This window comes from Enterobacter sp. Acro-832, from assembly GCF_011752745.1.
Classification (GTDB): domain Bacteria; phylum Pseudomonadota; class Gammaproteobacteria; order Enterobacterales; family Enterobacteriaceae; genus Enterobacter; species Enterobacter quasiroggenkampii.
Genome location: NZ_VWWX01000001.1, coordinates 235,284 through 257,737 on the forward strand (window position 1 = coordinate 235,284; position 22,454 = coordinate 257,737).

General features: G+C 57.8%; 18 protein-coding genes. 4 read left to right on the plus strand and 14 right to left on the minus strand.

What is annotated here, in order from left to right; genetic code table 11:
• The first annotated feature begins 7 nt into the window (after positions 1-7).
• From F3J31_RS01065 to F3J31_RS01080, 4 genes are all read left to right on the plus strand, one after another.
• Entirely contained in the window at positions 8-2,674 is a 2,667-nt protein-coding gene (locus F3J31_RS01065) for a PAS domain-containing hybrid sensor histidine kinase/response regulator (RefSeq protein WP_167210761.1), read from the plus strand.
• A complete protein-coding gene (locus tag F3J31_RS01070; protein ID WP_205246176.1) occupies positions 2,671-4,845 on the plus strand; it encodes a glycoside hydrolase family 2 TIM barrel-domain containing protein in 2,175 nt (724 codons plus the stop codon). Before F3J31_RS01065 ends, F3J31_RS01070 begins: the two co-directional genes overlap by 4 nt.
• A 94-nt stretch (positions 4,846-4,939) precedes the next feature.
• Positions 4,940-5,227: a VF530 family protein gene (locus tag F3J31_RS01075; RefSeq protein ID WP_045415848.1), complete on the plus strand. Its 288-nt coding sequence runs from the start codon at positions 4,940-4,942 to the stop codon at positions 5,225-5,227.
• A gap of 7 nt (positions 5,228-5,234) precedes the next feature.
• Positions 5,235-6,527: a glycoside hydrolase family 10 protein gene (locus tag F3J31_RS01080; protein WP_167210764.1), complete on the plus strand. Its 1,293-nt coding sequence runs from the start codon at positions 5,235-5,237 to the stop codon at positions 6,525-6,527.
• A 39-nt stretch (positions 6,528-6,566) separates the two neighbouring features.
• Here the strand turns inward: F3J31_RS01080 and dsbG are convergent, their stop codons facing one another.
• The 14 genes from dsbG to F3J31_RS01150 all read right to left on the minus strand — a co-directional run bounded on the left by dsbG (position 6,567) and on the right by F3J31_RS01150 (position 22,367).
• Positions 6,567-7,325 carry a thiol:disulfide interchange protein DsbG gene (dsbG, locus tag F3J31_RS01085; RefSeq protein ID WP_090416870.1) on the minus strand — a complete coding sequence of 253 codons (759 nt, stop codon included), beginning with the start codon at positions 7,323-7,325 and terminating at the stop codon, positions 6,567-6,569.
• Between the two features lie 41 nt (positions 7,326-7,366).
• Positions 7,367-7,978, minus strand: coding sequence for a DsbA family protein (locus tag F3J31_RS01090; RefSeq protein WP_048029937.1), 612 nt, complete (start codon positions 7,976-7,978; stop codon positions 7,367-7,369).
• A 7-nt stretch (positions 7,979-7,985) separates the two neighbouring features.
• Entirely contained in the window at positions 7,986-10,010 is a 2,025-nt protein-coding gene (locus tag F3J31_RS01095; RefSeq protein ID WP_167210767.1) for a protein-disulfide reductase DsbD domain-containing protein, read from the minus strand.
• A 48-nt stretch (positions 10,011-10,058) separates the two neighbouring features.
• Positions 10,059-10,430 carry a hypothetical protein gene (locus F3J31_RS01100; protein WP_167210770.1) on the minus strand — a complete coding sequence of 124 codons (372 nt, stop codon included), beginning with the start codon at positions 10,428-10,430 and terminating at the stop codon, positions 10,059-10,061.
• Between the two features lie 87 nt (positions 10,431-10,517).
• The gene (locus F3J31_RS01105) at positions 10,518-11,078 is read right to left on the minus strand and encodes an RNA polymerase sigma factor (protein ID WP_205246193.1); all 561 of its coding nucleotides are present in this window, start codon (positions 11,076-11,078) and stop codon (positions 10,518-10,520) included.
• A gap of 5 nt (positions 11,079-11,083) precedes the next feature.
• Positions 11,084-11,503, minus strand: coding sequence for a hypothetical protein (locus tag F3J31_RS01110; RefSeq protein WP_023292366.1), 420 nt, complete (start codon positions 11,501-11,503; stop codon positions 11,084-11,086).
• Positions 11,504-11,677: 174 nt separating this feature from the next.
• Positions 11,678-12,613, minus strand: coding sequence for a hypothetical protein (locus F3J31_RS01115; RefSeq protein WP_167210776.1), 936 nt, complete (start codon positions 12,611-12,613; stop codon positions 11,678-11,680).
• A gap of 345 nt (positions 12,614-12,958) precedes the next feature.
• Positions 12,959-14,509 (minus strand): methyl-accepting chemotaxis protein, encoded by a 1,551-nt coding sequence (locus tag F3J31_RS01120; RefSeq protein ID WP_167210779.1) that lies wholly within the window; start codon positions 14,507-14,509, stop codon positions 12,959-12,961.
• 89 nt (positions 14,510-14,598) lie between these two features.
• Complete coding sequence (locus F3J31_RS01125; protein ID WP_023344186.1) at positions 14,599-15,615, minus strand: LacI family DNA-binding transcriptional regulator; 1,017 nt, start codon at positions 15,613-15,615, stop codon at positions 14,599-14,601.
• 28 nt (positions 15,616-15,643) lie between these two features.
• Positions 15,644-17,050, minus strand: a complete 1,407-nt coding sequence (locus F3J31_RS01130; protein ID WP_167210782.1) for a sucrose-6-phosphate hydrolase — start codon at positions 17,048-17,050, stop codon at positions 15,644-15,646.
• Positions 17,050-18,420, minus strand: coding sequence for a sucrose-specific PTS transporter subunit IIBC (locus F3J31_RS01135; protein WP_023619263.1), 1,371 nt, complete (start codon positions 18,418-18,420; stop codon positions 17,050-17,052). The genes F3J31_RS01130 and F3J31_RS01135 overlap by 1 nt, the downstream gene beginning before the upstream one ends.
• Before the next feature lie 66 nt (positions 18,421-18,486).
• A complete protein-coding gene (locus F3J31_RS01140; RefSeq protein ID WP_045908770.1) occupies positions 18,487-20,004 on the minus strand; it encodes a carbohydrate porin in 1,518 nt (505 codons plus the stop codon).
• Between the two features lie 172 nt (positions 20,005-20,176).
• Positions 20,177-21,067, minus strand: coding sequence for an aminoimidazole riboside kinase (locus tag F3J31_RS01145; protein WP_167210785.1), 891 nt, complete (start codon positions 21,065-21,067; stop codon positions 20,177-20,179).
• A gap of 88 nt (positions 21,068-21,155) precedes the next feature.
• On the minus strand, positions 21,156-22,367 hold the full coding sequence (locus F3J31_RS01150) for a diguanylate phosphodiesterase (RefSeq protein ID WP_167210788.1): 1,212 nt from the start codon (positions 22,365-22,367) through the stop codon (positions 21,156-21,158).
• Positions 22,368-22,454: the final 87 nt, after the last annotated feature.

Here is a 22,454-nt window from a genome sequence, read left to right on the forward strand (position 1 = left end):
GATCACGATGAGTTCGTTCACGTACGATCTTAACGCACTGCCGGCCGCCGTCATGATTTATGACCGCGAGGAACGCCTTCAGGCCTGGAATCACAACGTGGCCCTGTTTTATCCGGTCATAACCCCGTGGCTGAAGGTGGGAACGACACTTGAGGCGCTGGCGGAACGCTTTATCGATGCCGTTTACAACGTCGACCCCGGCCTGCGCCAGACGCTGCGTGAGTCGATCGTGCGCAACTGTCGACAGGATAAACACTGCGAAGTGCGGCAGGCCGGCCAGCGGCGGATCTTCGTGCAGCATCAGCGGCTTGCGGACGGCGGCATTGTCAGCCTGCACAGCGATATCACGGAGCTGGATGAAGCGCAGCGGGCGCGCCACCAGCTGCATGACGACTTTCTGCTGACGGCGGAATCCATTCATATCGGGATCTGGGACTGGCAGGTTTCCGGCGACACGCTCCAGGTGAACGACACCCTGCTTGCCATGCTGGGCCAGTCGCGCACCCAGTGGCGATATCCGGTGCGTTTTCTCCTCAATCAGGTCCACGAGGACGATCGCGCAGCGCTACGCAAGGCGCTGCACGCTTCGAAGCAGGATCACCGTCCGGTCTTTGAATGTGAAATTCGCGTGCATCACCCTACCGAAGGTCTGCGATGGATGTTGCTGTCCGGCCAGGTGGTCACCCTCTCCATTGAGGGAAACGCCGAGCGCGTGATTGGCACGCTGCAGGATATTACGCGGCGCAAAGAGGCTGAAATTCAGGCGTTCGCCTCGGCCATTGAGGCACAAAAAGCCAATGAGGCGAAAAGCGCGTTCCTGGCGAATATGAGCCATGAAATTCGCACCCCGATGAACGGCATTATTGGCATGACTCAGCTGTGCCTGGATACGTCTCTCAGTGCCGATCAGCGCGATTATCTGACCCTGGTGATGAGCTCTGCCCAGTCTCTGCTGCATATCATCAACGACATTCTCGATTTTTCCCGAATTGAAGCCGGCAAAGTGGAGCTGGAGGCGGACCCCGTGCCTGTGCGCACCTTTATTCAGTCGCTTATTCGCCCACACATGCCGGGGGCGAGCGAAAAAGGCATTGAGCTTCTGGTTGATATTGCGCCCGGCGTCCCCGACGTGCTGCTGGTCGACGGCGCGCGTCTGCGCCAGATCCTGACCAATCTGCTGGGTAACGCGCTGAAGTTTACCCATCAGGGAGAAGTGATCCTGATTGTTGAGCCCGACGATAGCGCGGACAGATGGCGTTTTCGCGTGCGCGATAGCGGCATTGGCATACCGGCAGATAAGCAGAAGGCTATTTTTGAAGCCTTCAGCCAGGCGGACAACTCAACCACCCGCCGCTACGGCGGTACGGGGCTCGGGCTAACCATCTCGGCAAGACTGGTTGCGGCCATGGGGGGCGAATTAACGGTCTCCAGCGAGCCGGGAAAAGGCAGCGAATTTTCGTTCTCGCTGCCGCTGGCGGCGCAGACCCTTGCGTCCGGAGAGCGCCCACATAGCCAGCGCTTTAACGGGGAACCCGTGCTGGTAGTTGATGATAACGCGACCAACCTGCGGCTGCTGGCAGCGATGCTCAGCCAGATGGGGCTGAAACCCACCTGCGTTAACAACGCCAGCGAGGCCATCAACCGGGTTAAAACGGGAACGGCTTGGCCGCTGATCCTGCTGGACGCGCAGATGCCGGATATGGACGGCGTGTCGCTGGCCCTTGAGCTTTCAGTTCTGCCGCAGGTTGCTGAGAGCCATATCATTATGCTGAGCTCCATGAGCCGACATTTTGATATCAATATGCTGAAGCGGATCGGGATCAAGACCTATCTGCATAAGCCTATCGCCCAGGATGAATTACATCAGGCGATTGCCGCCGCGTTTGAACGTTCGCCGGCGCTCGTGGGTGAAAGCCCCCCCGCGCCTGTCGCCTCGCCAGGGGCTACGGGACTGCGGATCCTGCTGGCTGAAGATAATCTGGTCAACCAGAAGGTCGCCGCGCGCCTGCTCGAGCGGCTCGGACACACCTGTCAGATCGTCGATAACGGCGTCACGCTGCTGGAACGCTGGCGCGAGGATACGTGGGACGTTTTGCTGATCGACCTTCAGATGCCAGAGATGGACGGAGAAACCGCCATTCGCCTGCTGCGTGAAGAAGAACGGTCCCGCCCCGGCCCGGCTCAGCCCACCGTCGCCATGACCGCACACGCCATGCAGGGGGACAAAGAGCGCTGTCTTAACATGGGTTTCGACGGCTACATTGCCAAACCCATCAGCCAGGAGCGTCTCGCTGAAGAGATTGCCCGCGTACTCCAGCACCACGAAGACACCTCCGCTTTTCCGGATGAAGCACGCCTGCTGAAGCAGTGCGCTGACGATCCCGCCCTGGTGCAGGAGCTGCTGGCCCTGTTTGGCGAAGGGCTAAATGAAGCAATCAAAACCATTACCCAGGCGATTGACAGCAACGACCGCGAGGCGCTGCGCCGCGCGGCCCACAAGCTGCGCGGAGAGGCCGTCACCCTGGACTTCAGCATGCTCGCACAGCAGCTTCAGGTGCTGGAAAGCGACGCGCATGCGCTGGAGGGGCAACAGCTTGCGGCCCTGAATGACAACCTTCGCCAGGAATCGCTGCGCCTGATGGCGTGGCTCACCGCACGCGGGGTAAACGCATGATGACTCGCAACTGCGCGCTGCTCTTTGCCCTGTTGACCACCCACACGGTGGCGAACTCCGTGCCGGTCAGCTGGTCTCTGGCAGGTGAATGGCAGGTTCAGGATGCCAATGACAGCGCACAACCTGCCGCATCTGGCTGGCGCCCGCTTCAGGTTCCTGCCAACTGGTACAGCGCCGGGTACGATCATCAGGGCGCGCTGTGGTATAAGCACGCGTTTTCCCTGCCCGTGCAGCCCCCCGACGTAATGAGTACCCTGGTGTTTGATGGCGTCGATTATCTTGCAGAGGTGACGCTGAACGGCCAGCCGCTGGGCAAGCATGAGGGCTATTTTCAGCGCTTTTCGCTGGATGCCCGTTCGGCGTTACAACGTCACAACCAGCTCGTGGTCAGGGTCGACAGCCCTTACGAAGATCCCACTAAAGTCTGGCCGCTGCATAAAACGCTCATGAAGGGGATCCTTAACCAGCATGACACGCGTCCCGGTGGGGCCTGGTCGCCGCAAGGACAGGACGCTAACTCAGGCGGCATCTGGGCACCGGTCAGGCTGCATCTTAGCCGGGGCGCTACCCTTGATGAGACCATCCTGCGGCCCGACTGGAGGCAGGGGCTGACTCGCCCGGCGTTAAAGGCGGAGATTCGCTATCGCGCGCTCGATCCGGGCCCGGCGACCGTACGGCTCACCGCTACGCCCGCCAATTTCAGCGGCAAGCGCTATCAGGCTGATTTTCCGGTTACCCTCGAAAGCGGCGCCCATTCCGTGCAGGTGACGCTGCCCATGCCGAAGGCAAAACTGTGGTGGCCCGTCGGCACGGGGAAACCGCACCTGTATACCATTCGCGTGGCATTGCGGGATGAAAACGGCCTGATGGATACGGCGGTCACCCGCACCGGGCTGCGTAAGATCGTCGAACAGCCCGACAATAAGGGCTGGCTCATTAACGACAAACGCCTTTTCATTAAGGGCAGTAATTACATCGGTTCCCCCTGGCTCAGCACCATGACGCGAGAAAAATACCGTCGCGATCTTCGTCTGGTGGAAGCCATGAACGCCAACGCCATACGCGTGCACGGACACGTTGCCGGACGTGCATTGTATGACGTGGCCGATGAGATGGGGATGATGATCTGGCAGGACGTCCCGCTGCAGTGGGGTTACGACAGCCGAGACGCCTTTACGAAAAACGCGGTTCGCCAGACGCGGGAGATGATCGAACAGTTTGGCAATTCGCCCGCCATCATCGTCTGGGGCGGGCATAACGAACCGCCGTGGAATTCGCCGTGGATGGAAAAACGCTTCCCGGACTGGAATAAAGATCTGAATCGCGCGCTCACGCAGCAGGTAGCGGATACGCTTGCCGAAGATACTTCGCGCATCGTGCATCGCTTTTCCGCCGTCGAGGAGCATTACTGGGCGGGCTGGTACTTCGGTACCGTGCGCGACCTGCTTGCACCGGCTAAAACGGGGATCATTACCGAGTTCGGCGCGCAGGCGCTTCCCCGCTTATCAACGCTAAAAACCATCATCCCGGCGGCGTCGCTCTGGCCAAAAACGACCGCCGCTGACGATCCCGGCTGGACCGTCTGGAAATACCATAATTTTCAGCCCTTCCAGACCTTTAAGTTTGCTGGTATTCCGCGCGGGAAGAACATTCAGGCGATGATTCGCAATACTCAGGCGTACCAGTCTCAGCTGGTGGCCACGGCGGCAGAAAGCTATCGCCGACAGCGCTACCAGCCGGTGACGGCCCTGTTCCACTTCATGTTCGTGGAAACCTGGCCCTCCATCAACTGGGGCGTGGTGGACTACCTGCGTAAACCTAAGGCCGGGTTTTACGCGCTACAACGTGCGTACCAGCCTGTTCTGCCGTCCATTGAGCCGGTCACGGCGCAGTGGCAATCCGGGGCGGCGGCGACCGTGCGTCTGTGGGCCATCAACGACACCTGGAAACCGTGCCGCGAATGCCGTCTGAACTGGCACATCACCCAGCGCGATAAGGTGCTGGCAAAAGGCACGACGACGATGACGATCGCAGCAGACTCGGGAACGATGATTAAAACGCTGACGGCCACGCCCGCGGGCCAGGATGACGTGTCGATTCGGTTTACGATAAAAAACAGTGCGGGAAAAATTGTCGGCGAAAATCAGCGCACGGAGTCCGTCATAAAGTGAGCGAGGGGAAAAGGAAAATTGCCGCTTCCCCTGCTTTCTTGTACCCTTTCAGCGTTTACCCCAATCCCCTAAAAATCGAGACATCCGGACGCCTATGACTGCACATATTTCCAAAGATCCTTTGCATGGCGTAACGCTGGAGATGATGGTCAACGCCCTGGTGGCGAAATATGGCTGGAGCGAGTTGGGCGACCGCATCAAAATTAACTGTTTCAGAAAAGACCCCAGCGTTAAATCGAGCCTGAAATTTCTGCGCCGTACCCCATGGGCGCGCGCGGAAGTGGAAGCCCTGTATCTGGACTCTCTCAACGATGAGGGAAATACAGCGCAGGCGGCGCCCGCCTTTAATCCCTGGGCCAACAGTCGGATTATCAAGAGCTAATACGCAAATGACGCGACACGTAAAACGGATCGGTGCGCTGGCTGCCTGCGCGCTTTTACTTGTGAGCTGCTCCTCAAAACCACCGAAATCGCTGGTTACCCCTCTCCCCACCGTCAGCAAACCGACGCCGCAGGCAAACCAGCCGATGCGCGGCATCTGGCTGGCGACCGTCTCGCGTCTCGACTGGCCCCCGGTGGCCTCGGTGAATGGCCGCAGCGCGGACCAGCGCATCGCGATGCAAAAGCAGGCGCTGATCGCAAAGCTCGACAACCTTAAGCAACTCGGCATCAACACGGTCTTTTTCCAGGTGAAGCCGGACAGCACGGCGCTCTGGTCATCAAAGATTCTCCCTTGGTCGGATATGCTGACGGGCAACATCGGGGAATATCCGGGATACGACCCGCTGCAGTTTATGCTCGATGAAGCGCACAAGCGCGGCATGAAGGTCCATGCCTGGTTTAACCCCTATCGCGTGTCGACCAAAACCAAACCGTCCACCATCGCCGCCCTGAACCGGACGTCATACCAGACGCCGTCCAGCGTTTATGTCCAGCACCCGGAATGGGTCCGCATTTCGGGTGACCGCTTTGTGCTCGACCCGGGCATTCCCGAGGTGCGGGACTGGATAACCAAAGTGGTGACCGAAGTGGTGGCGAACTACCCGGTAGACGGCGTGCAGTTTGATGATTACTTCTATGCCGAATCGCCGGGCTCCGCGCTGAATGATTCACAGACCTGGCGGCAGTACGGCCAGGGATTTGCCTCAAAAGCCGACTGGCGAAGGTACAACACGCAGCAGCTGATCGTCCAGGTCTCCCGCGCGATCAAGCAGACAAAGCCCGACGTTGAGTTTGGCGTCAGCCCGGCGGGGGTATGGCGTAACCGCTCCTTTGACCCGGCAGGCTCCGACACACGGGGCGCCGCGGCCTATGATGAATCCTTCGCCGATACGCGCCAGTGGGTGCAGCAGGGCCTGCTGGACTACATCGCGCCGCAGATTTACTGGCCCTTCTCCCGGGATGCCGCGCGCTACGACGTGCTGACCAGATGGTGGGCCGACGTCGTGAAGCCGACCCACACACGCCTGTATATCGGCATTGCGTTCTACAAGGTGGGCGAACCGTCGAGAAACGAGCCGGACTGGACGGTTCAGGGCGGCGTGCCGGAGTTGAAAAAGCAGCTCGATCTCAACGATTCGCTGCCCAACGTCAACGGCACCATCCTGTTCCGGGAAGATTACCTGAACCAGCCGCAGACCCAGCAGGCGGTAAACTACCTCCGTGGACGCTGGGGTAGCTAAGTAACGATCAGGCAGAAACGCCCGTTTCTGCCTGTTTTTTTACGGCTTCGGCCCGAACATCGCCTCGAGCTGCTGCGCATCCGGCATCCCCACCACCTGCTGCAGCTCGTTTTCCGCATTCAGATAATAAATAGCCGGCGTGGCGTTAGCGCCCAGGCTGTCCATCAGCGCCTGATGTTTCTGTAGGATCTCAACCGTTTCGCGGGAAGCCTCGCCTTCAGGCTTGGGCAGTTTTTTGCCGCCGGAGAGCTCGTATTCGCGCCAGGCCGCAACCGGATCTTTCGCATTCAGAATGGCGGCGGCGTTGCGTCCGCTGTTGGGGTTGAGGAACGCCACCAGCAGCGTATTGAGCTGCACCTTACCGGCCTTCACCCACGGCTGCGCCTCGGACCAGAACTGCTTGCAGTACGGACAGAACGGATCGGCAAAGACAAAGACCTTACGCGGGGCGTTATCCGCCCCTTCTTTCAGGGGATGCGCCGCATTCAGGTTTTTCCACATCTCGCGTCCCATTGGGGCGTAGATCTCTTTCTGGAAATAGCCCTCGCTGAGGTTCTTCCCTTTGTCATCATAAAGATAACCTGAGATCACGTGCTTGCCGTCCGGCGTAAGAAAGAGCGTCACGCCCATATCCTGATACTGCCCCAGCCAGGCTGGCGCCCCGCCCGGCGCATCCAGCTTCTTGATGATTTTGATGTTCTGCTGCTCGCTGAAGTGCTTCACCACATCCGGTATGGCTTCAGCCGCCTGTACCAGCCCTGACGTCGCCAGCGCCGAAAGTAACAGTAATTTTTTCATTTCCCTCTCCGGTTTGTCGGGGGCATTTCGCCCCCTTCAGGTTAGCGGTTTTTCAGTGCTTCACTGACCATTTCGTCGAATTGTTCGAACGGCACCCAGCCGGGAAGCAGCCCCTCGCCGATAAGCGTGGCGGGCGTGCCCTGGATCCCCATTTTTTCCGCCACAATGAGGCTGCGCCTGATCGTCAGAAAACTCTCCTCGTCCGGCGTCGTCACGCTCACGCCCGCCCGCTTTTGCGCCTCCTGAATGCTGGCGTCATCGTGGTACCCCTTTTTCGCCATCAGGGTGTGGTTCAGCTTCATAAACTGCTCAGGATGCGCACGCCAGACAGTTAACGCGTCTCGTGCGGCGGTCAGCGAACTTTCCGAGCGGAAAGGTAAAAACTTAAAGACCACCGCCACGTCCGGATGTTTTTCGACAATCTTCTCCAGGTACGGATCGAATTTTTTACAGTACGGGCAGTTGTAGTCGGTAAACACCACCAGGGTGAGCTTTGGGTTTTTCGCGCCGATGCGCGGGGAGTTTGGATCGTTAAACAGGAAATCAGCGATCATCTTCTGCGCGCGCTGCTCCTGGTCAGGCGTCAGCGGCTGGGCAGCAAATACCTGAAGCGGGGCCAGCAGGAGTAGAAGCGTAATAAAGAGTTTTTTCATCATACCTTTAGCCTTTTGCATTGTTCAGGGTGGTAACCAGGGTGCGTTTGTCCAGCAGCGGCGAGAGAATTTCCCCTTCAGGCAGACCGGGGCCATACACCGCGTTAAACGGAATGGCGTAGCGGTTTCGCTTCGCCAGAAAATCCGCGATAAACGCGGACGGCTGGCTCCAGTCTCCGCGCAGGGCCACCACGTCCGGCTGGCGCAGCGCGGCAATCACGTCCGGCTGACTGAGTACGCGGTGCTCGTTAACTTTGCAGGTCACGCACCAGTCCGCCGAGATATCCACAAACACTCGCTTCCCCTGCGCCAGCGCATTCTCGATAGCCTCTTCACTGAGCGGCTGCCACGGGATAGTCTGCGCAACGTTTTGTGCCGGAGCGTCAGGCGGCGCGTTAAGCAGACCGCGCAGCTGATACCCGCCGAACGCCGACAGCGCGATGACCACCACCCAGAACAGCGGCGAAGATTTTTGCCCCTTCAGCGCGAACAACACCAGCGCGACGGCAGTCAGCCCCAGCATCACGATCTGGCTGACCGCCTCGCCCAGATGCACGCTCAACAGCGTCGCCAGCCAGAGGCTGGAGGCCAGCATCATCATGCCGAGGATGACCTTGAGCGTGTTCATCCAGCGGCCGGGTTTCGGCAGCAGCATGGCCGTTTTCGGTACCAGGGCAACGAACAGCCACGGCAGACTCATGCCCACGCCGAGCATCAGGAAGATCAGCCACAGGGCGTGCAGCGGAGCGCCAAGGGCAAAGGCGACCGCGGTACCGAGGAACGGTGCGGAGCACGGCGTCGCCAGCAACGTGGCGAACATTCCTTCGCAGAAGCTGCCGCCGATCCCCGATCCCCCTGCCGTCGCCAGCCGTCCTGCGGCAGAAGAAGGGAGAAGCATTTCAAACGTCCCAAACAGGTTCAGCGCAAACAGGAAGGTCACGGCGACCATCAGGCCAATAAACCACGGGTTCTGGAACTGAATGCCCCACCCCAGCGACGCTCCGGCCAGCTTCAGCGCGGTGACCATCCCGGCCAACAGCATAAAGGAGGTGAGGATCCCGGCGCTGGTGGCCAGAAAGCGCAGCCTGATGGCGCGGCTGTTCGATCCCGCCAGCAAGATGCTGTTAAGCTTCATGCCCATCACCGGCAGCACGCAGGGCATCAGGTTCAGGATCAGCCCGCCCAGCAGGGCAAAGAGCACCATTTTTCCCGTCCCGTCCGGCACGGAGGTCTCTTCGGGCGTTGTCCCAACGGTCATGGTGGTTTGCTGCGCCCGATCGCCGTTGGTCAGCACAAACGACAGCCTTTTGCCTGCCAACGAAGCGGGTTTATCACCCCATTCGTCGGTCACGGGTACCGTCACCCGAAGCGCAGTGCCGTCATGTTTAATGACCGGCTCGCCGGGCAGAATGTCACCCTCCAGCGGGTCAAAGTAGATCCCCGGATTGTCCCACTTCCCGTCCGTCGTGCCGGTAATCACCAGCTTGTCGCCAGAGAGCCAGGCAGAGAGATCCTTGGATACGCCAGACGTGCCCGGCAAGGCGCGCATCGCTTGCCCGAAGGCGCTGCGGAAGCCCTCATCCACGGATTGGGTAAAATCGAGGTGCAGCGGGTAGTCCGTCAGCAGGCAGACGTTGCTGCACGTAGAGAGCGTCAGCGTCCCGTCGAGCGTGTCGCCCTTCGCTCCGTCGAGCGTAATCGGGATCGTCACCTTATCGTGATAGCCCTGCGTGGTCATGCCGGAGATATCGAAGCGCGACGGCACCGGCCAGGACCAGCTGTCCGTTACGCCTTCCGGCCAGCTGATTTTCGGCGCCACGCCGCCCTCGCCCGGCGATCGCCAGTAGGTTTTCCAGCCGGGCTTTAGCTCAACGGTGAGCAGGCCTTTAACATGCGTTTGTTCCCTCTCCGCCTGAAAGCGGATGCGGGCGTGATCGTTTTGTGGGGAGACCAGCCAGCCGGTGTCCGCCGCATGGACAATGCCGATGCAGGACAGCCACAGGAAGACGAATCCCCTGAAGAGGTTAACCATGTTGTACTCCGTGAACAGTGAAAAATTATCGTGTGGTGACGATGTTTTTCATTCACGGAAAACGCAGTTTTTAAGGTGTATTCGGGGAGGCGGTGCCTGAACGGGCTGTTCCGCAGGAGCCAGTGCCCGCCCTTGCGTCAACAGCTGCAGCAGCGCGAAGAAGATAATAATGGCCGGTAATGCACCGTCGAAGAACAGCGGCTGGGCGCAAAGCAGCGAGTGCGCGCCGAGCTGACACGGCGACGGGCCGGGTTGTTCAGTGTTGCTGGTTTGAGTCGGGGCATCTGCACTCAGCGAAATCTGCGGATCCAGTCCCTGTAAAAAATGGTTGAGCATCACCGCACGCTGCACGAGGCAAAGCGCCATCGCGAGACAGGTGATAATCAAAAGCCATTTTCCGAGGAGCTGACGGTTGCGCATAACATTCCAGAGTGACAAGACGCCCCGATCATAAACGATAGTGATGAATCTACAAGTGCCGGAAGTGTAAGGTTTTGTCTGCCGCCGCTATTCGCCTGTCAGCGCGTCATAGACGTCCCGCAGCCGCGTGCGCAGAAACAGCACCGCCTTGTGCTTGCGGGATAACAGCGCCTGTTCGCTGGCGCCGGTCTCCTCTGCCAGCATTTTAATGCTGTAGCCGTGGAGCTCGGTCTTTTCAAACGCCTCCCGCTGCGGCGGTGGAAGTTCAGACAGCGCCTGGCCCAGCTCTTCCCACAGCAGCGTTTTGAGGTACTCCTCCTCCGGCGTGTGCGGTACGCCGAACAGGGTTTCGGCCAGCTCGTCTTCCGGATAACCGTCGTCATCTTCGCCCGTAAAATAGCCGGAGAGCGACACCTCGCGCTTTTTACGCGCCCGGTCGGTCATTTCGTTACGCGCCGCGCGGAACAGCCAGGCGGCGACGTTTTCGACCGGCTGCTCCACTTTCATCAGCTGATACGTCACCTCCTGCAAAATGTCGTCGGCATCATCGCGCACGGACGTCCGTCCGCGAATGAAGGCTTTCAGCCGGGCGCGGCAGACATTGAGCGCCGACATCAGCATGGATCCGCCCGCCTCCCCGGCTTTCATCTCGCTCACTCCGCGTCCGGCGCTTTTGGCGTAGCGTCATCGCGCTTATCGTCACGATGACCGTGCCAGCCGCAGTGACCGCGACCGTGGCGACCGAAGCCTTCACGGCGCTGCTGAATAAACGCCTCACGCTGTTCGGGCGTCATGTTCATCCAGCGCTCGTGCATGCGGCGGTGCGCGCCAAACATTCCGGGGCGGAAACCTAAGCCGCCAAACAGAATGCGGCTCAGCACCAGAATGCCCAGCGCCTGCCAGAATCCGATGGCCTTCACGCCCAGGATCGCCGGGAGCAAGGCGTTCCACAGGGACATGACCAGCAAGCCGAGCACGATGAAAATCACCGCGCCGATGACTAAGCCCTTGCCCATACGGTGGCGACCGAATCCGCGCCCGTGACCTCTGCCGTGCAGTTCAAAATCTCTCATGGTGTTTACCTCGTTTACAGTAACTGATTATGGCGTGTGATGAGGTGGACGGATGAGGATGGGAAATATTGCTGGAAAAATGAAAAATGATCAGGGGTTATAAAAAGTGATTTTTCTTTGATTGTAATATCCGGAATTACTTATATATGAGATTTTGCAGGATCGAAGCCTTTTTTAATTATGGTGGACTTGCCTTAATGTCCTTTCGAATATTGAGTCAATCCCCGAAATCTCTTTATAACATTTTATTGCAATCCAGCAATGCATACAAGATATAACTATAGATAAGCCCAAGAAAACTGCTATCACTACATCGGACCCAAAATAATAATCATAACCAATTCTGTTACCGTCATTCCCAAAACGAGTGTGTAATATTGGCCAATACCCAACAATTGTTGCTGATACAATAGAGATAAATGGAAGCCACATAGAAAGTGCACGGACCTGTCTTGCAAATCTATTACCACCCACTTCAGAATAAGTCAAGAATACGGTATTTAATTGAGCAACCTTAAGCACATCAATATCACCATGACTACATAGTGACGAAAGAGCTGCATGAATACCACGCAGATTCATCCAAATACCTATTACTATAAACATAGACAAGATAGCCATTATAATAACAAAATCATTTGCAGGAATATTCATATTAAGCAAGGGAATCGTTCGGGTAGGAAGGCTTTCACTAGCCAATGTGTGTTCGTTTGATTGAACTTCATACTCCAGTCTGGAGTACTGTTTTATGATATCCATTAGTGGTGTTAAGAATAAATAGTCACGTAACTTCGAGGACAAGACCCTACAATCAGAAGAATTTTTTATAATTATATTTTTGAGTTGCTCCCTTTTTTCCACGCTACTGTCTGGATGTTTGACAAGCTCAACAAATATCTCTCCTTGGCACTGCCTGTAATTAACCAATTGATTTATGAAGCGATTATAAACAACACCCTCAAGTTGTTGGTCCTGTAAGCTAAAGTTTGCAAGATAAATATGCACCATGATTAAAGCAGAAATAAGCACGGTACTATTTACCAGCCAGCGCATTCGTGTAGTAGCAGATTTAAAAAAACTCAACTCCTCCGAAACAATATCTATAGCCATCTCACAACCCCCAACTTGAGAGCAAGAATATATTCGAAACAAGCCTTTGCCATTGTTTTGCATCAACTCTAATTATTAATAGCAGATAAAGCCAGAACAAGGCAACTATTCTCAACAAATTCTTAATGAATCAGATATGCCCTTGATTTTTCATTACAATTGGCAGTGTCTATAAGTATTTATTACCAATCTTCTATTGTCTTTAAAAATGATAAGCAACCCCATAAAAAATAGTTATTTATGCGGCATTGATACCAACTATATATCCGAAATAAGCTTCTGTATGACTTAGTGTGACTCGTTATACTCACAAAAAAGGCCCCCGCAGGAGCCTCCTACCTTCAATCAAGCCTGCACCGGCAACCTAAAACTCGAAATACTCCGTGAAAGCTGTTGCGCCTGCTCTTCCAGCGAAGCCGCTGCCGCGGCGGACTGCTGCACCAGCGCGGCGTTCTGCTGGGTCACGCCGTCCATCTCGGTCACCGCCTGCCCGACCTGACTGATCCCGCGGCTCTGCTCTTCAGAGGCGACGGAGATCTGCTCCATCAGCGTATTCACTTTATTCACCGACGAAATGATCGAATCAATCACCTCGCCCGAGCGGCTCACCAGCTCCGCACCGTTTTTCACGCTGGAGACCGACTGCGCGATCAGGCTTTCGATGTCTTTAGCCGCCACCGCGCTTTTCTGCGCCAGGGTGCGTACTTCGCTGGCTACGACCGCAAAGCCGCGTCCCTGCGTACCGGCGCGCGCCGCTTCAACCGCCGCGTTCAGCGCCAGGATGTTGGTCTGGAAGGCGATGCTGTTAATCACGCTGGTGATGTCTTCAATGCGCTTCGAGTTCGCCGCGATGGTATTCATCGTGTCGATGACTTCACGGGTTACCGCTTCACCGGTGTGGGCATTTTTCACCGCGTCCTGCACCAGTTTCCCGGCCTGATACACATTATCGGTATTGTTCGCCACCGTCGCGCTCAGCTCTTCCATGCTGGCCGCCGTCTGGGTTAACGCCGAAGCCTGCTGCTCGGTGCGTGACGCCAGGTCGATATTACCGGAGGCAATCTCCTGGGCTGCGTGCGTTACGGTATGGCTCGCATCGCGCACCTGGGCGATGGTCGCCAGCAGCGCCTGACGCATCTGCTCCATCGAGCCCATCAGATGGTCGATTTCGTTGCCTGTACTCCCCTTCACCGGCACCGGAATGTCCAGCTTGCCTGCCGCAATCTGGCTGCAGTGCTCGCGCGCCAGGTTAACTGGCGCAAAGACAAAGCGCTTCATCAGCAGGCTGACGGCGACAATCACCACCACAAACAGGCTGGCGATAGCGGCAATGATCGCCAGGCCAGAGACGAAGTTACTGCTCGCATCCTCGTTCAGGCTTTTGGCGTATTTCTGGTGGACGGAAAGCACCTGGTCGAGAACGATCTCGTACTGGCGGTCGAGGCGGGAGACTTCCGGGATCAGCGCGTTGAATTTGGCAACATCGTGCGCCTCGGCGGCGTCGATCAGCGGCGCCAGCCCCTGGTTGCGGTAGTTTTGCCAGGCATCCTGATAGGCAGTGACCAGCGGCGCTTCATCGCTCAGGCGCGGCGACGCCATAAAGGCCGCAAAGGCGTGATCTGCTTTGGTCAGCGCCTCTTTCACGGCGGTAAGCTTTGCAGCGCCGTCCGCCGCGTTGCCCGCTTCCACCATCTTCACATACTCCATCACCCGCACGCGCAGCGTACGGCTGTGGTTAATAGGATCAATAATGGACAGCACAACCTGGATCTCTTTGTTGACGTTATCCAGCGAATTATTACTTTTAATGATGAGGCCAACGCTGGTGACGGTGCTGACAACAAAGAAGAAAAGCAGCGAGAACAGGACAATCAGGGACGACTTTTTCAACGACATAAACCAATACCTCAAGGAGAATTATTCCTTATGGTTATCGGCCATTCCAAAACTTAAATTAATTAAAGTTATTGAAGTATCGAACCGGGCTATTTCGCTGACTTATAGCGTCGCTGCAGGGTGGCATTGAGCTTGCGCTGCAACGGCTGCGGCGTCTCCCCCTCGATTAATTTGCTAATCAAATCAAAGCAGTGCCACGCCAGCTGGCGGTTATCCTGACGAATGGTATCCACCGGGATCGTCAGCGAATCGTAGAGATAGTGATCGTCAAAACTGGCTAACCTGATATCGCTTTGCAGCAGGTTATGTTGGCCCATATAGCGCAGCACCCCTTCCAGCAGCCCGCAGGCGGCGGCGAAGAGCGCTTTCGGCGGACGCCCCAGGCGGGCGCAGAGTTCAGCAAACATCTCGTATCCGGAGCTCGGATGATAGTTGCCGTGAATGATCCACTCGGGGCGCAGCGCCACACCGGCCTCACGCAGCCCTTGCTTAAAGCCTTCCAGGCGGTCGCGCGTGGGCGACAGGCGGGGCTGGCCGCCGAGAAAGTAGAACTCATCAGGATGCTGGCGCGCAATGTCCGCCACCAGTTCGGTCGTCGGGGTAATGGAATCGGTGATCACCAGCGGCAGCGCGCTGTCATTGATGTGGCGGTCAAACAGAACCACCGGCAGCTGCTCGCTCAGCTTATGGTAGTCCGCGTCGTTGAGCATGCTGGAGGCCACAATCAGCCCGTCCACCTGACGCGCCACCATGTTGTTCACCACCACCGTCTCCTGCCCCGGGTTTTCATCGCTGCAGGAGATCAACAACTGAACGCCCGCCTCGCGGCACAGCGTTTCCAGCTCGTGAGAAAAGACGGCAAAACCGTAGTTGGTGATCTCAGGAACCACCAGACCAATGGTGTGGCTGCGGTTATCGCGCAGCGAGCGGGCGTGAATGCTGGGCTGATAGTGGTGCTCTTTTGCAATTGCCAGCACGCGCTCGCGCGTCTCTTCCGCCACGCGTAGCTCTTTGCTGCGACCGTTCAGGACCAGGCTGGCGGTGGCTTTTGACACACCCGCCAGCTCCGCAATGTCTTTAATGGTGACGCGTTTTGTTTTTCTCACAACGACTTAGATCCGGCTGCCAAAACCCTCATTCTATCATGCAAGCGCGCAGCGACCAGTAGCGTAATGTGATATCGGACGCACCTTCGAATCGCACCCGGGTCGGATGGTCAGGAAAATAGCGGCTGCTCATCACCCCTTCGCCCTGGTTAATGAAGATTTCGACGCTGGAGCGGTCGCACAGAACGCGTAAGTGACGGACGTCGCCCTGCCAGTAGCGGGTTAGCGTTTCACCGGTTTTCAGGCTCGCGCGTTCCAGGCGTATACCCTGCTCATCGAGCGTGAGGCGCAGCGCGCCGGCAAAATCGACGTTCACCTGCGATGCGCCCAGCTCAAACTCCAGGCGCGTCGTGTCCAGTTCGGGCGCGTCGCTGGCGTGCCCCTGCCAGTGCTGCTCATCTTCACGCAGCGCCGCCAGTTCGCGCGCCGGGGTCTGCCAGAGCCTGCCGTCGCGATAGCGTAGTTCGCGCGGGCAGGTCATCTGGTGCATCCAGCCGTGCGCCCGGGTTGGCTGAAGCATCTCTTCCCCGTCCGGTACGCCCATCCAGCCAATCAGGATGCGGCGTCCATCTTCCGCCAGCGTGGTTTGCGGGGCGTAAAACTCAAACCCCGCATCCAGCTCGTGAAGCTCGCCGTGATCGAATGCGGCGCTGGCGTAATCAAACGCCCCGCTCATCCAGGTGGCCGGATAGGTATTGAGGTAGCGATGCGGCTCGCGCGCCAGCCCCTGCGGGCAGCAGATCAGGACATGTGTCCCGTCGAGGGCAAACAGGTCCGGACATTCCCACATATAACCCGCGTCCGTCAGGCCGTTAACCCCGTGACCGGCGATCTCCCCGCAGGATGTCCAGGCGTGCAAATCGGCTGATTTAAACAGCAGCACCTTGCCGCGCTTCTGCACATCCTGCGCGCCGAGCACCATGTACCACATCCCCTCGTGCTGCCACACCTTCGGGTCGCGCACGTGGCCGGTGTAGCCTTCCGGCAGCGCCAGCACCGGCCCCAGCTTCCTGAAGGTCCCGTCCGGCTGCTCCACGGCCAGACACTGCCAGGCGGTGCGGCTGCCGTCATCGAACTTGACGTTGCCGGTGTAGCACAGGGTCAAAACGCCCTCGTTATCGACGGCGCTACCGGAGTAGCAGCCGTTGCGGTCATACGCTTCGTCGGGTATCAGCGCCAGGGGCTCATGCCGCCAGTGTACCAGGTCCGCAGAGCTCCAGTGCCCCCAGCACTTAAATCGGTGCTCGCAGTCCAGGGGGTTCCACTGATAGAACAGGTGATAGCGGCCAGCGAACCAGATAAACCCGTTCGGGTCGTTCATCAGCCCCGTCACCGGCGCGGCGTGCCATTGCGGATAATGGCTGTCCGCCAGCGCCCGCGGCTGACCTGTCATAACGGCCTGCAGGATCGCAGGCCAGCGGGAAGGTAACGTCATTATTCAGAATCCGTTTTATATTTCAGCAGCAGTGAGACGGTAAACGCCACGCCGAAAGCAATCACCATGCCGATAATATAGTTCAGCAGCGAGCTGGCCTGCACGATGGCCATCCCCGGAATCGCGGTCAGCCCGACGGCGGTCATGTACACATGCACGGAGACCACCCATGCCCCGCCCACCGCGCCGCCAATCAGCGCAGCGATAAACGGCTTAACGAAGCGCAGGTTGATACCAAAAATGGCCGCTTCGGTGATGCCCAGCATTGCAGAGAACGCCGACGGCAGAGTAATGGCTTTGATTTTGGCATCTTTGGTTTTGAACCATACCGCCAGGCAGGCACCGCCCTGCGCCACGTTCGCCATGGCCCAGATCGGCAGCAGGAAGTTAACGCCAATCGACGGGTTGCCCAGCAGCCCGGCTTCAATCGCGTGGAAGCTGTGGTGAATACCGGTGATCACAATCACCGAATACAGTCCGCCGAACAGCAGCCCGGCGAGCCAGCCTGCGTGGGCGATCAGCGTGCTCAGAATAAAGGAGATACCGTCCCCCAGAGCGCGCCCCGCCGGGCCGATAATCAGCAAGGCGATAAAGCCGGAGATGACGACGGTGAGGAACGGCGTCAGGATCAGGTCTAACGCATCCGGGATCGCGCGGCGCAGGTTTTTCTCCACGATGCTCATAAACCAGACGGCCAGCAGCACCGGGAATACCGTGCCCTGATAGCCAATCATCGCGATCTCAAGGCCGAAGAAGTTCATGGTGTGGAAGCCCGATGCCACGCCCCAGGCGTTGGTCAGCGCCGGGTGGGTCAGAATGCCGCCCAGCGTCGCGCCGAGATACGGGTTACCGCCAAATTCGCGCGCGGCGGTAAAGCCAATCAGAATAGGCAGAATGATAAACGCCGCCGAGCTGCACATGTCCAGCATGATGTAGATGGCGTTATCCGCATTGACCCAGCCGTAGGTTTTCACCATGCCGAGCAGGCCCATCAGCAGACCGGACGCCACAATCGCGGGGATGATCGGCACAAAGATATTGGAGAGCAGACGAGCAATGCGCTGGAACGGGTTCAGCTTGCGCGCCGCCAGATCCGCAGCCTCAGATTTACTGGATTCGCTAATCCCCGCCGCCTGAATAAAGGCGGCGTACACCTTGTTGACCACGCCCGTGCCAAAAATTACCTGCATCTGCCCGGCGTTACGGAAGCAGCCTTTCACACCGTCAACTTTGCCGATAGCCTGCTGATCCGCCAGCGCGTCATCGACCAGCACCAGACGAAGACGCGTTGCGCAGTGCGCCGCGCTGGCGATATTTTCCTTGCCACCGAGCAGCGGAATAAGCTCGCGGGCGATTTGATTAAAATCCATAGATACCTCTGCCTGACTTCTTTTTATGATGTGCGAAACGCTCCCGCCAGGCGGGAGCGTGATGGGTTAAAACCAGGTTTCCATCTGGACCCCAAAGTTCCATTCCCCGCCAGCGTTGAAGCCGCTGCTGCCAAAGGCATCATCGCTGGCGTAATGATCCAGTTTACTGCTCCAGTCCATCCAGGTGGCAAACAGGCGCAGTTCGGGACGGCTAAAGAAATCGCCGATTTTGCTTGCTTTTAAGGTTGGCGCAAAGGTCAGCTTGTAGAAACTGCCGTTCACGGCGTTGCGATCCTTATAGCCTTCCGGGTTTAAATCCATGTACTGATAGCTGCCCTCAAACGCCAGCGCGAAATTCTGGGTGACCTCTTTGATCAGGCGGGTGTTGAGCGTCACCCACTCATAGCTATCGCCCTTGACGTAGCGATCTTTACTGCTTTGTGCCAGAACGGCGGGCGCAACGCTCCAGCCACCGCCGATCGGCGTGACACCGTAACTTGCAAAGCGCCAGGTGTCCGCCTCAGACAGCAAGGCGCCATCGGAGCCGATGCTTTTCACCTCTGCACCCAGCCCGTGACCATACAGCAGCGCCGTTTTGGCGGTCCCTTCGCGCAGGCCGTAGAAGCTGTCATTATGCAAGCCCACCAGAGCATGAACGCCGTGATTGGCGGCATCCGTTTTGATGAGATCGCCGTTAGTGTCTTTACGGTCGTCGTTATCCTTCGCCCGCAGGCCGCTCACCATCAGCTGGAACGGGCCGGCGAAGTGGTTCATGCTGAGGATATAGTTCTGAACGTTGTTGTCGGTCTGCTCCACGCTGCCGAAGTTGCGGCCATAAATGGAGAAGTTGCTGCGCAGCGAATCGTTCCATTTCACGTCATAAACGCCGCCGCCGGTACCGGCCAGGAACACCACGTCGGAATCCAGCCAGTGGATGTCAAAGTTGTCGCGGTCGAAGCGTTTACCCGCCCAGAAGGTACTGCCCTTCAGCGCGCCGGTAAAATCAGGCAGGTTGCCCAGCTCTGCGAAGGCCTGGCGAATATTGAGGTCGCTGGTATCGGCTGACCAGTCGTTATAGGTTCTCTGACCGTCGGCCAGCATCGCTTTAAAGCGCGTGGTCGCCCCGTTATCCAGGGTTTGCTTGTGCTCCAGGTTCAGCTCGACGTAGGTGTCGGCTTCGTTACCCAGACGCCCCACCGCACCACCGGTTTCACCTGCTGGCGTCAGGTAAGGGCCACTTTTGCTGCTGGAGGCCGCATCGTTCATCAGCAGGCCAGAGCGGGCATAGCCGTGGAACTCAAACCCGCCGGTCTGATCCGCCTTTTTCTCCAGCGCGGTGGTGCGCTGCGCCACCTCCTGGGTCGTCGTTTGCGCCTGCTGCTGAGCGGCAACCAGCTGCTGCGTTTTTTGTTCTGCTGCCGCGGCGCGTTTCTCAGCCACCTGCGCGCGCGTCTCTGCGTCCTGAAGGCGCTGCTCCATCGCGGCAAGGCGCGCTTCAATACTGGACATATCCGTCTGGGCAAAAACAGAGGTACTTCCGGCCAGCATGCCTATCATCACGGCAAGTCTGCGTTTTTTATACATTTTGTCGCATCCCTAAAAGAAGTCATTAAACGTGCTAAATTGCTAAACCGGTTTAGGTTGCTGATACTAAACCTGTGAATTTTGGCTCGGCAATCTTTTTTGCTAAACCGATTTAGTAAGTGTGATCGAGGCGACAATTCAGGCCGCCGGATGGCGGCCAGGAGAGGAGAAATTACAGGTCGTGCTGCCAGGGCAACGCGGTCATCGCCCCTTTGGCGGTGGTGGCCAGCGCGCCGCAGCGCTGGGCGAGCGCGATAACCGGAGGCAGCGCCTGACCGTCGGCCAGACCGTAGAGCAGCCCCGCCACAAAGGCGTCGCCCGCGCCGGTCGTATCGACGCACTGCACAGGCGTTGCCGGGTAGTGTTTTACGGTACCTTCATGCCACGCGGTTACGCCCGCTTTTCCCTGGGTAACCAGCACCAGACGCGCCGGGCAGCGCTGCATCAGCACCTCCAGACCAACGTTTACCTCCGCGCTGCCGGTGAAAAAGGCCAGTTCTTCTACCGAAAGTTTCACCACGTCAGCGCTTTGCAGCGCCTGTTCAAGACAGCGGTGAAGTGCGTTCTCATCCGGCCAGAGATCCGGGCGAATATTGGGGTCGAAACTGACGTAACCGCCCGCCTCCCGGATGGCGGCCATCGCCTGAAATGTCGCAGTACGGCTCGGCTCGGCGCTTAAGGCGATGGAGCAGACGTGCAGCCACTCCCCGGCGCTGAACGACGGCAGGTCGGCGGGTTCGAGAAACAGATCGGCGCTCGGGCGCACCATGAAGGTAAACGATCGCTCGCCGTGGTCGTCCAAATCAACCACCACCGTTGAGGTGCGGTGCGCCGGGTCAAGGCGCATCCACGTCACGTCAACCCGCTCGGCAGCGAGCGTTTTCGCCATAAACCGCCCAAAAGGATCGTCGCCAACCCTGCCGATAAAGGCGCTCTGGCCGCCCAGCCGGGCAATACCGACCGCGACGTTCGCCGGCGCGCCGCCGGGACACTGCAGTAATCGACCTTCTCCATCGGGCAGCAAATCCACTACCGCATCGCCAAGTACCCAGATTTTCTTCATGTGATCCTCGTAGCTAAACTATGTTAAACCGTTTTAGCTATTTAAGCACAGGCCGGGCAAAGGGGAAATAACGGGAGGGAAATTTGACTTAACGCACCAGATGCGGCCAGTGGATATCGCCGACGCCATTCAGCTGCGGCCGGGCAAACAGGAATCCCTGAAAGCGTCGGATCCCGGCAGATTCGAGCCAGCACCACTCCTCAATTTTCTCGATACCTTCCGCCACCAGGGTGATTTCAAGATCGGAGCAGCAGCTGATGATGGAGCGCACAATTGCCTGTTTCGGGCCGCTCAGGTGAATATTGCTGACAATTTCCCGGTCGATTTTAATTTTATCCGGCTGGAACCGGGTCAGCAGCGAAAGTCCGGCATAGCCCGAGCCAAAATCATCGATCGCCAGGCCAATCCCCTCACCGCGAAGCTGCTTGATGGCACTGTTAAACTGGTTGAACCCGGAGATCATCTCGTTTTCAGTGACTTCAATGACCACCTGCTCCGGCTGAAGGCCATGTTTTTTAATCTGATCGACCAGAAATTCCACTGCGCCAGGGACATTCACCAGCGACATGGGCAGCAGGTTTACCGCGATTTTATGGCTGCCAATGCCCAGCTTTTCCGCCAGCGCAAAGGCATAGGCTTTTGTCTGGAGATCGACTTCGTAGATGTTGTCCGGGTCGACGGTGCTGAAGAAATGCTCCGGGCTGCCGCCGTCGTTGCCGCGGATAAGCGCCTCAAGGGAGCTGATCTTCCCTTCCGAGGGCTCGACAATAGGCTGCAGCGCAAACTGGCAGGTTTGCCCGTCAATCAGGCCCAGGTGTTCGCCAAAGGGTAGCGTTTCGGTCGAGAGCGTCCATTTGTCCGCGGTGTAGCGTGCCCCCGACGGGACCGGACGTTTACCGGTTATAAAGGTCTGAATAAATTTGAACACCCGATCGTCGGAGGTCAGATAGCTGTCCAGCTTGCTGTAGCGCAGCACCGACTGCAGCACCTCTTTCGGCGACTGCGTTTGCAGATCGAACAGCAGCATGCCGACGTTTTCGAAGCGTCTGCGCGGACCATAGTCCCGCAGCAGTTCTACCACCCCACTGTGCCGCTTGTCCTCACGGATGGTATGGAAAAGGTTGACCACACTCTCTTCCGACCCTTCGAGGACCTGCAGAACCTCATTCCCATTAGCCAGGAGGACGCCGGTAATAGCCAGTTTTGTGTTGCGGCCCCTGGCGCGCGCCACCAGCTCCCGCAGTTCGGTGGACGGGCGGGATAAATTCAACTGGCTTCGGTAGATCAGAGTCGTCAGCACAAAAAGGGGTTCCAATGAGAAAGAGAGGTGCCTTGAAGCTACTATGTAACATACTTAATCAATGCGACCTAACATATTCACGCTACA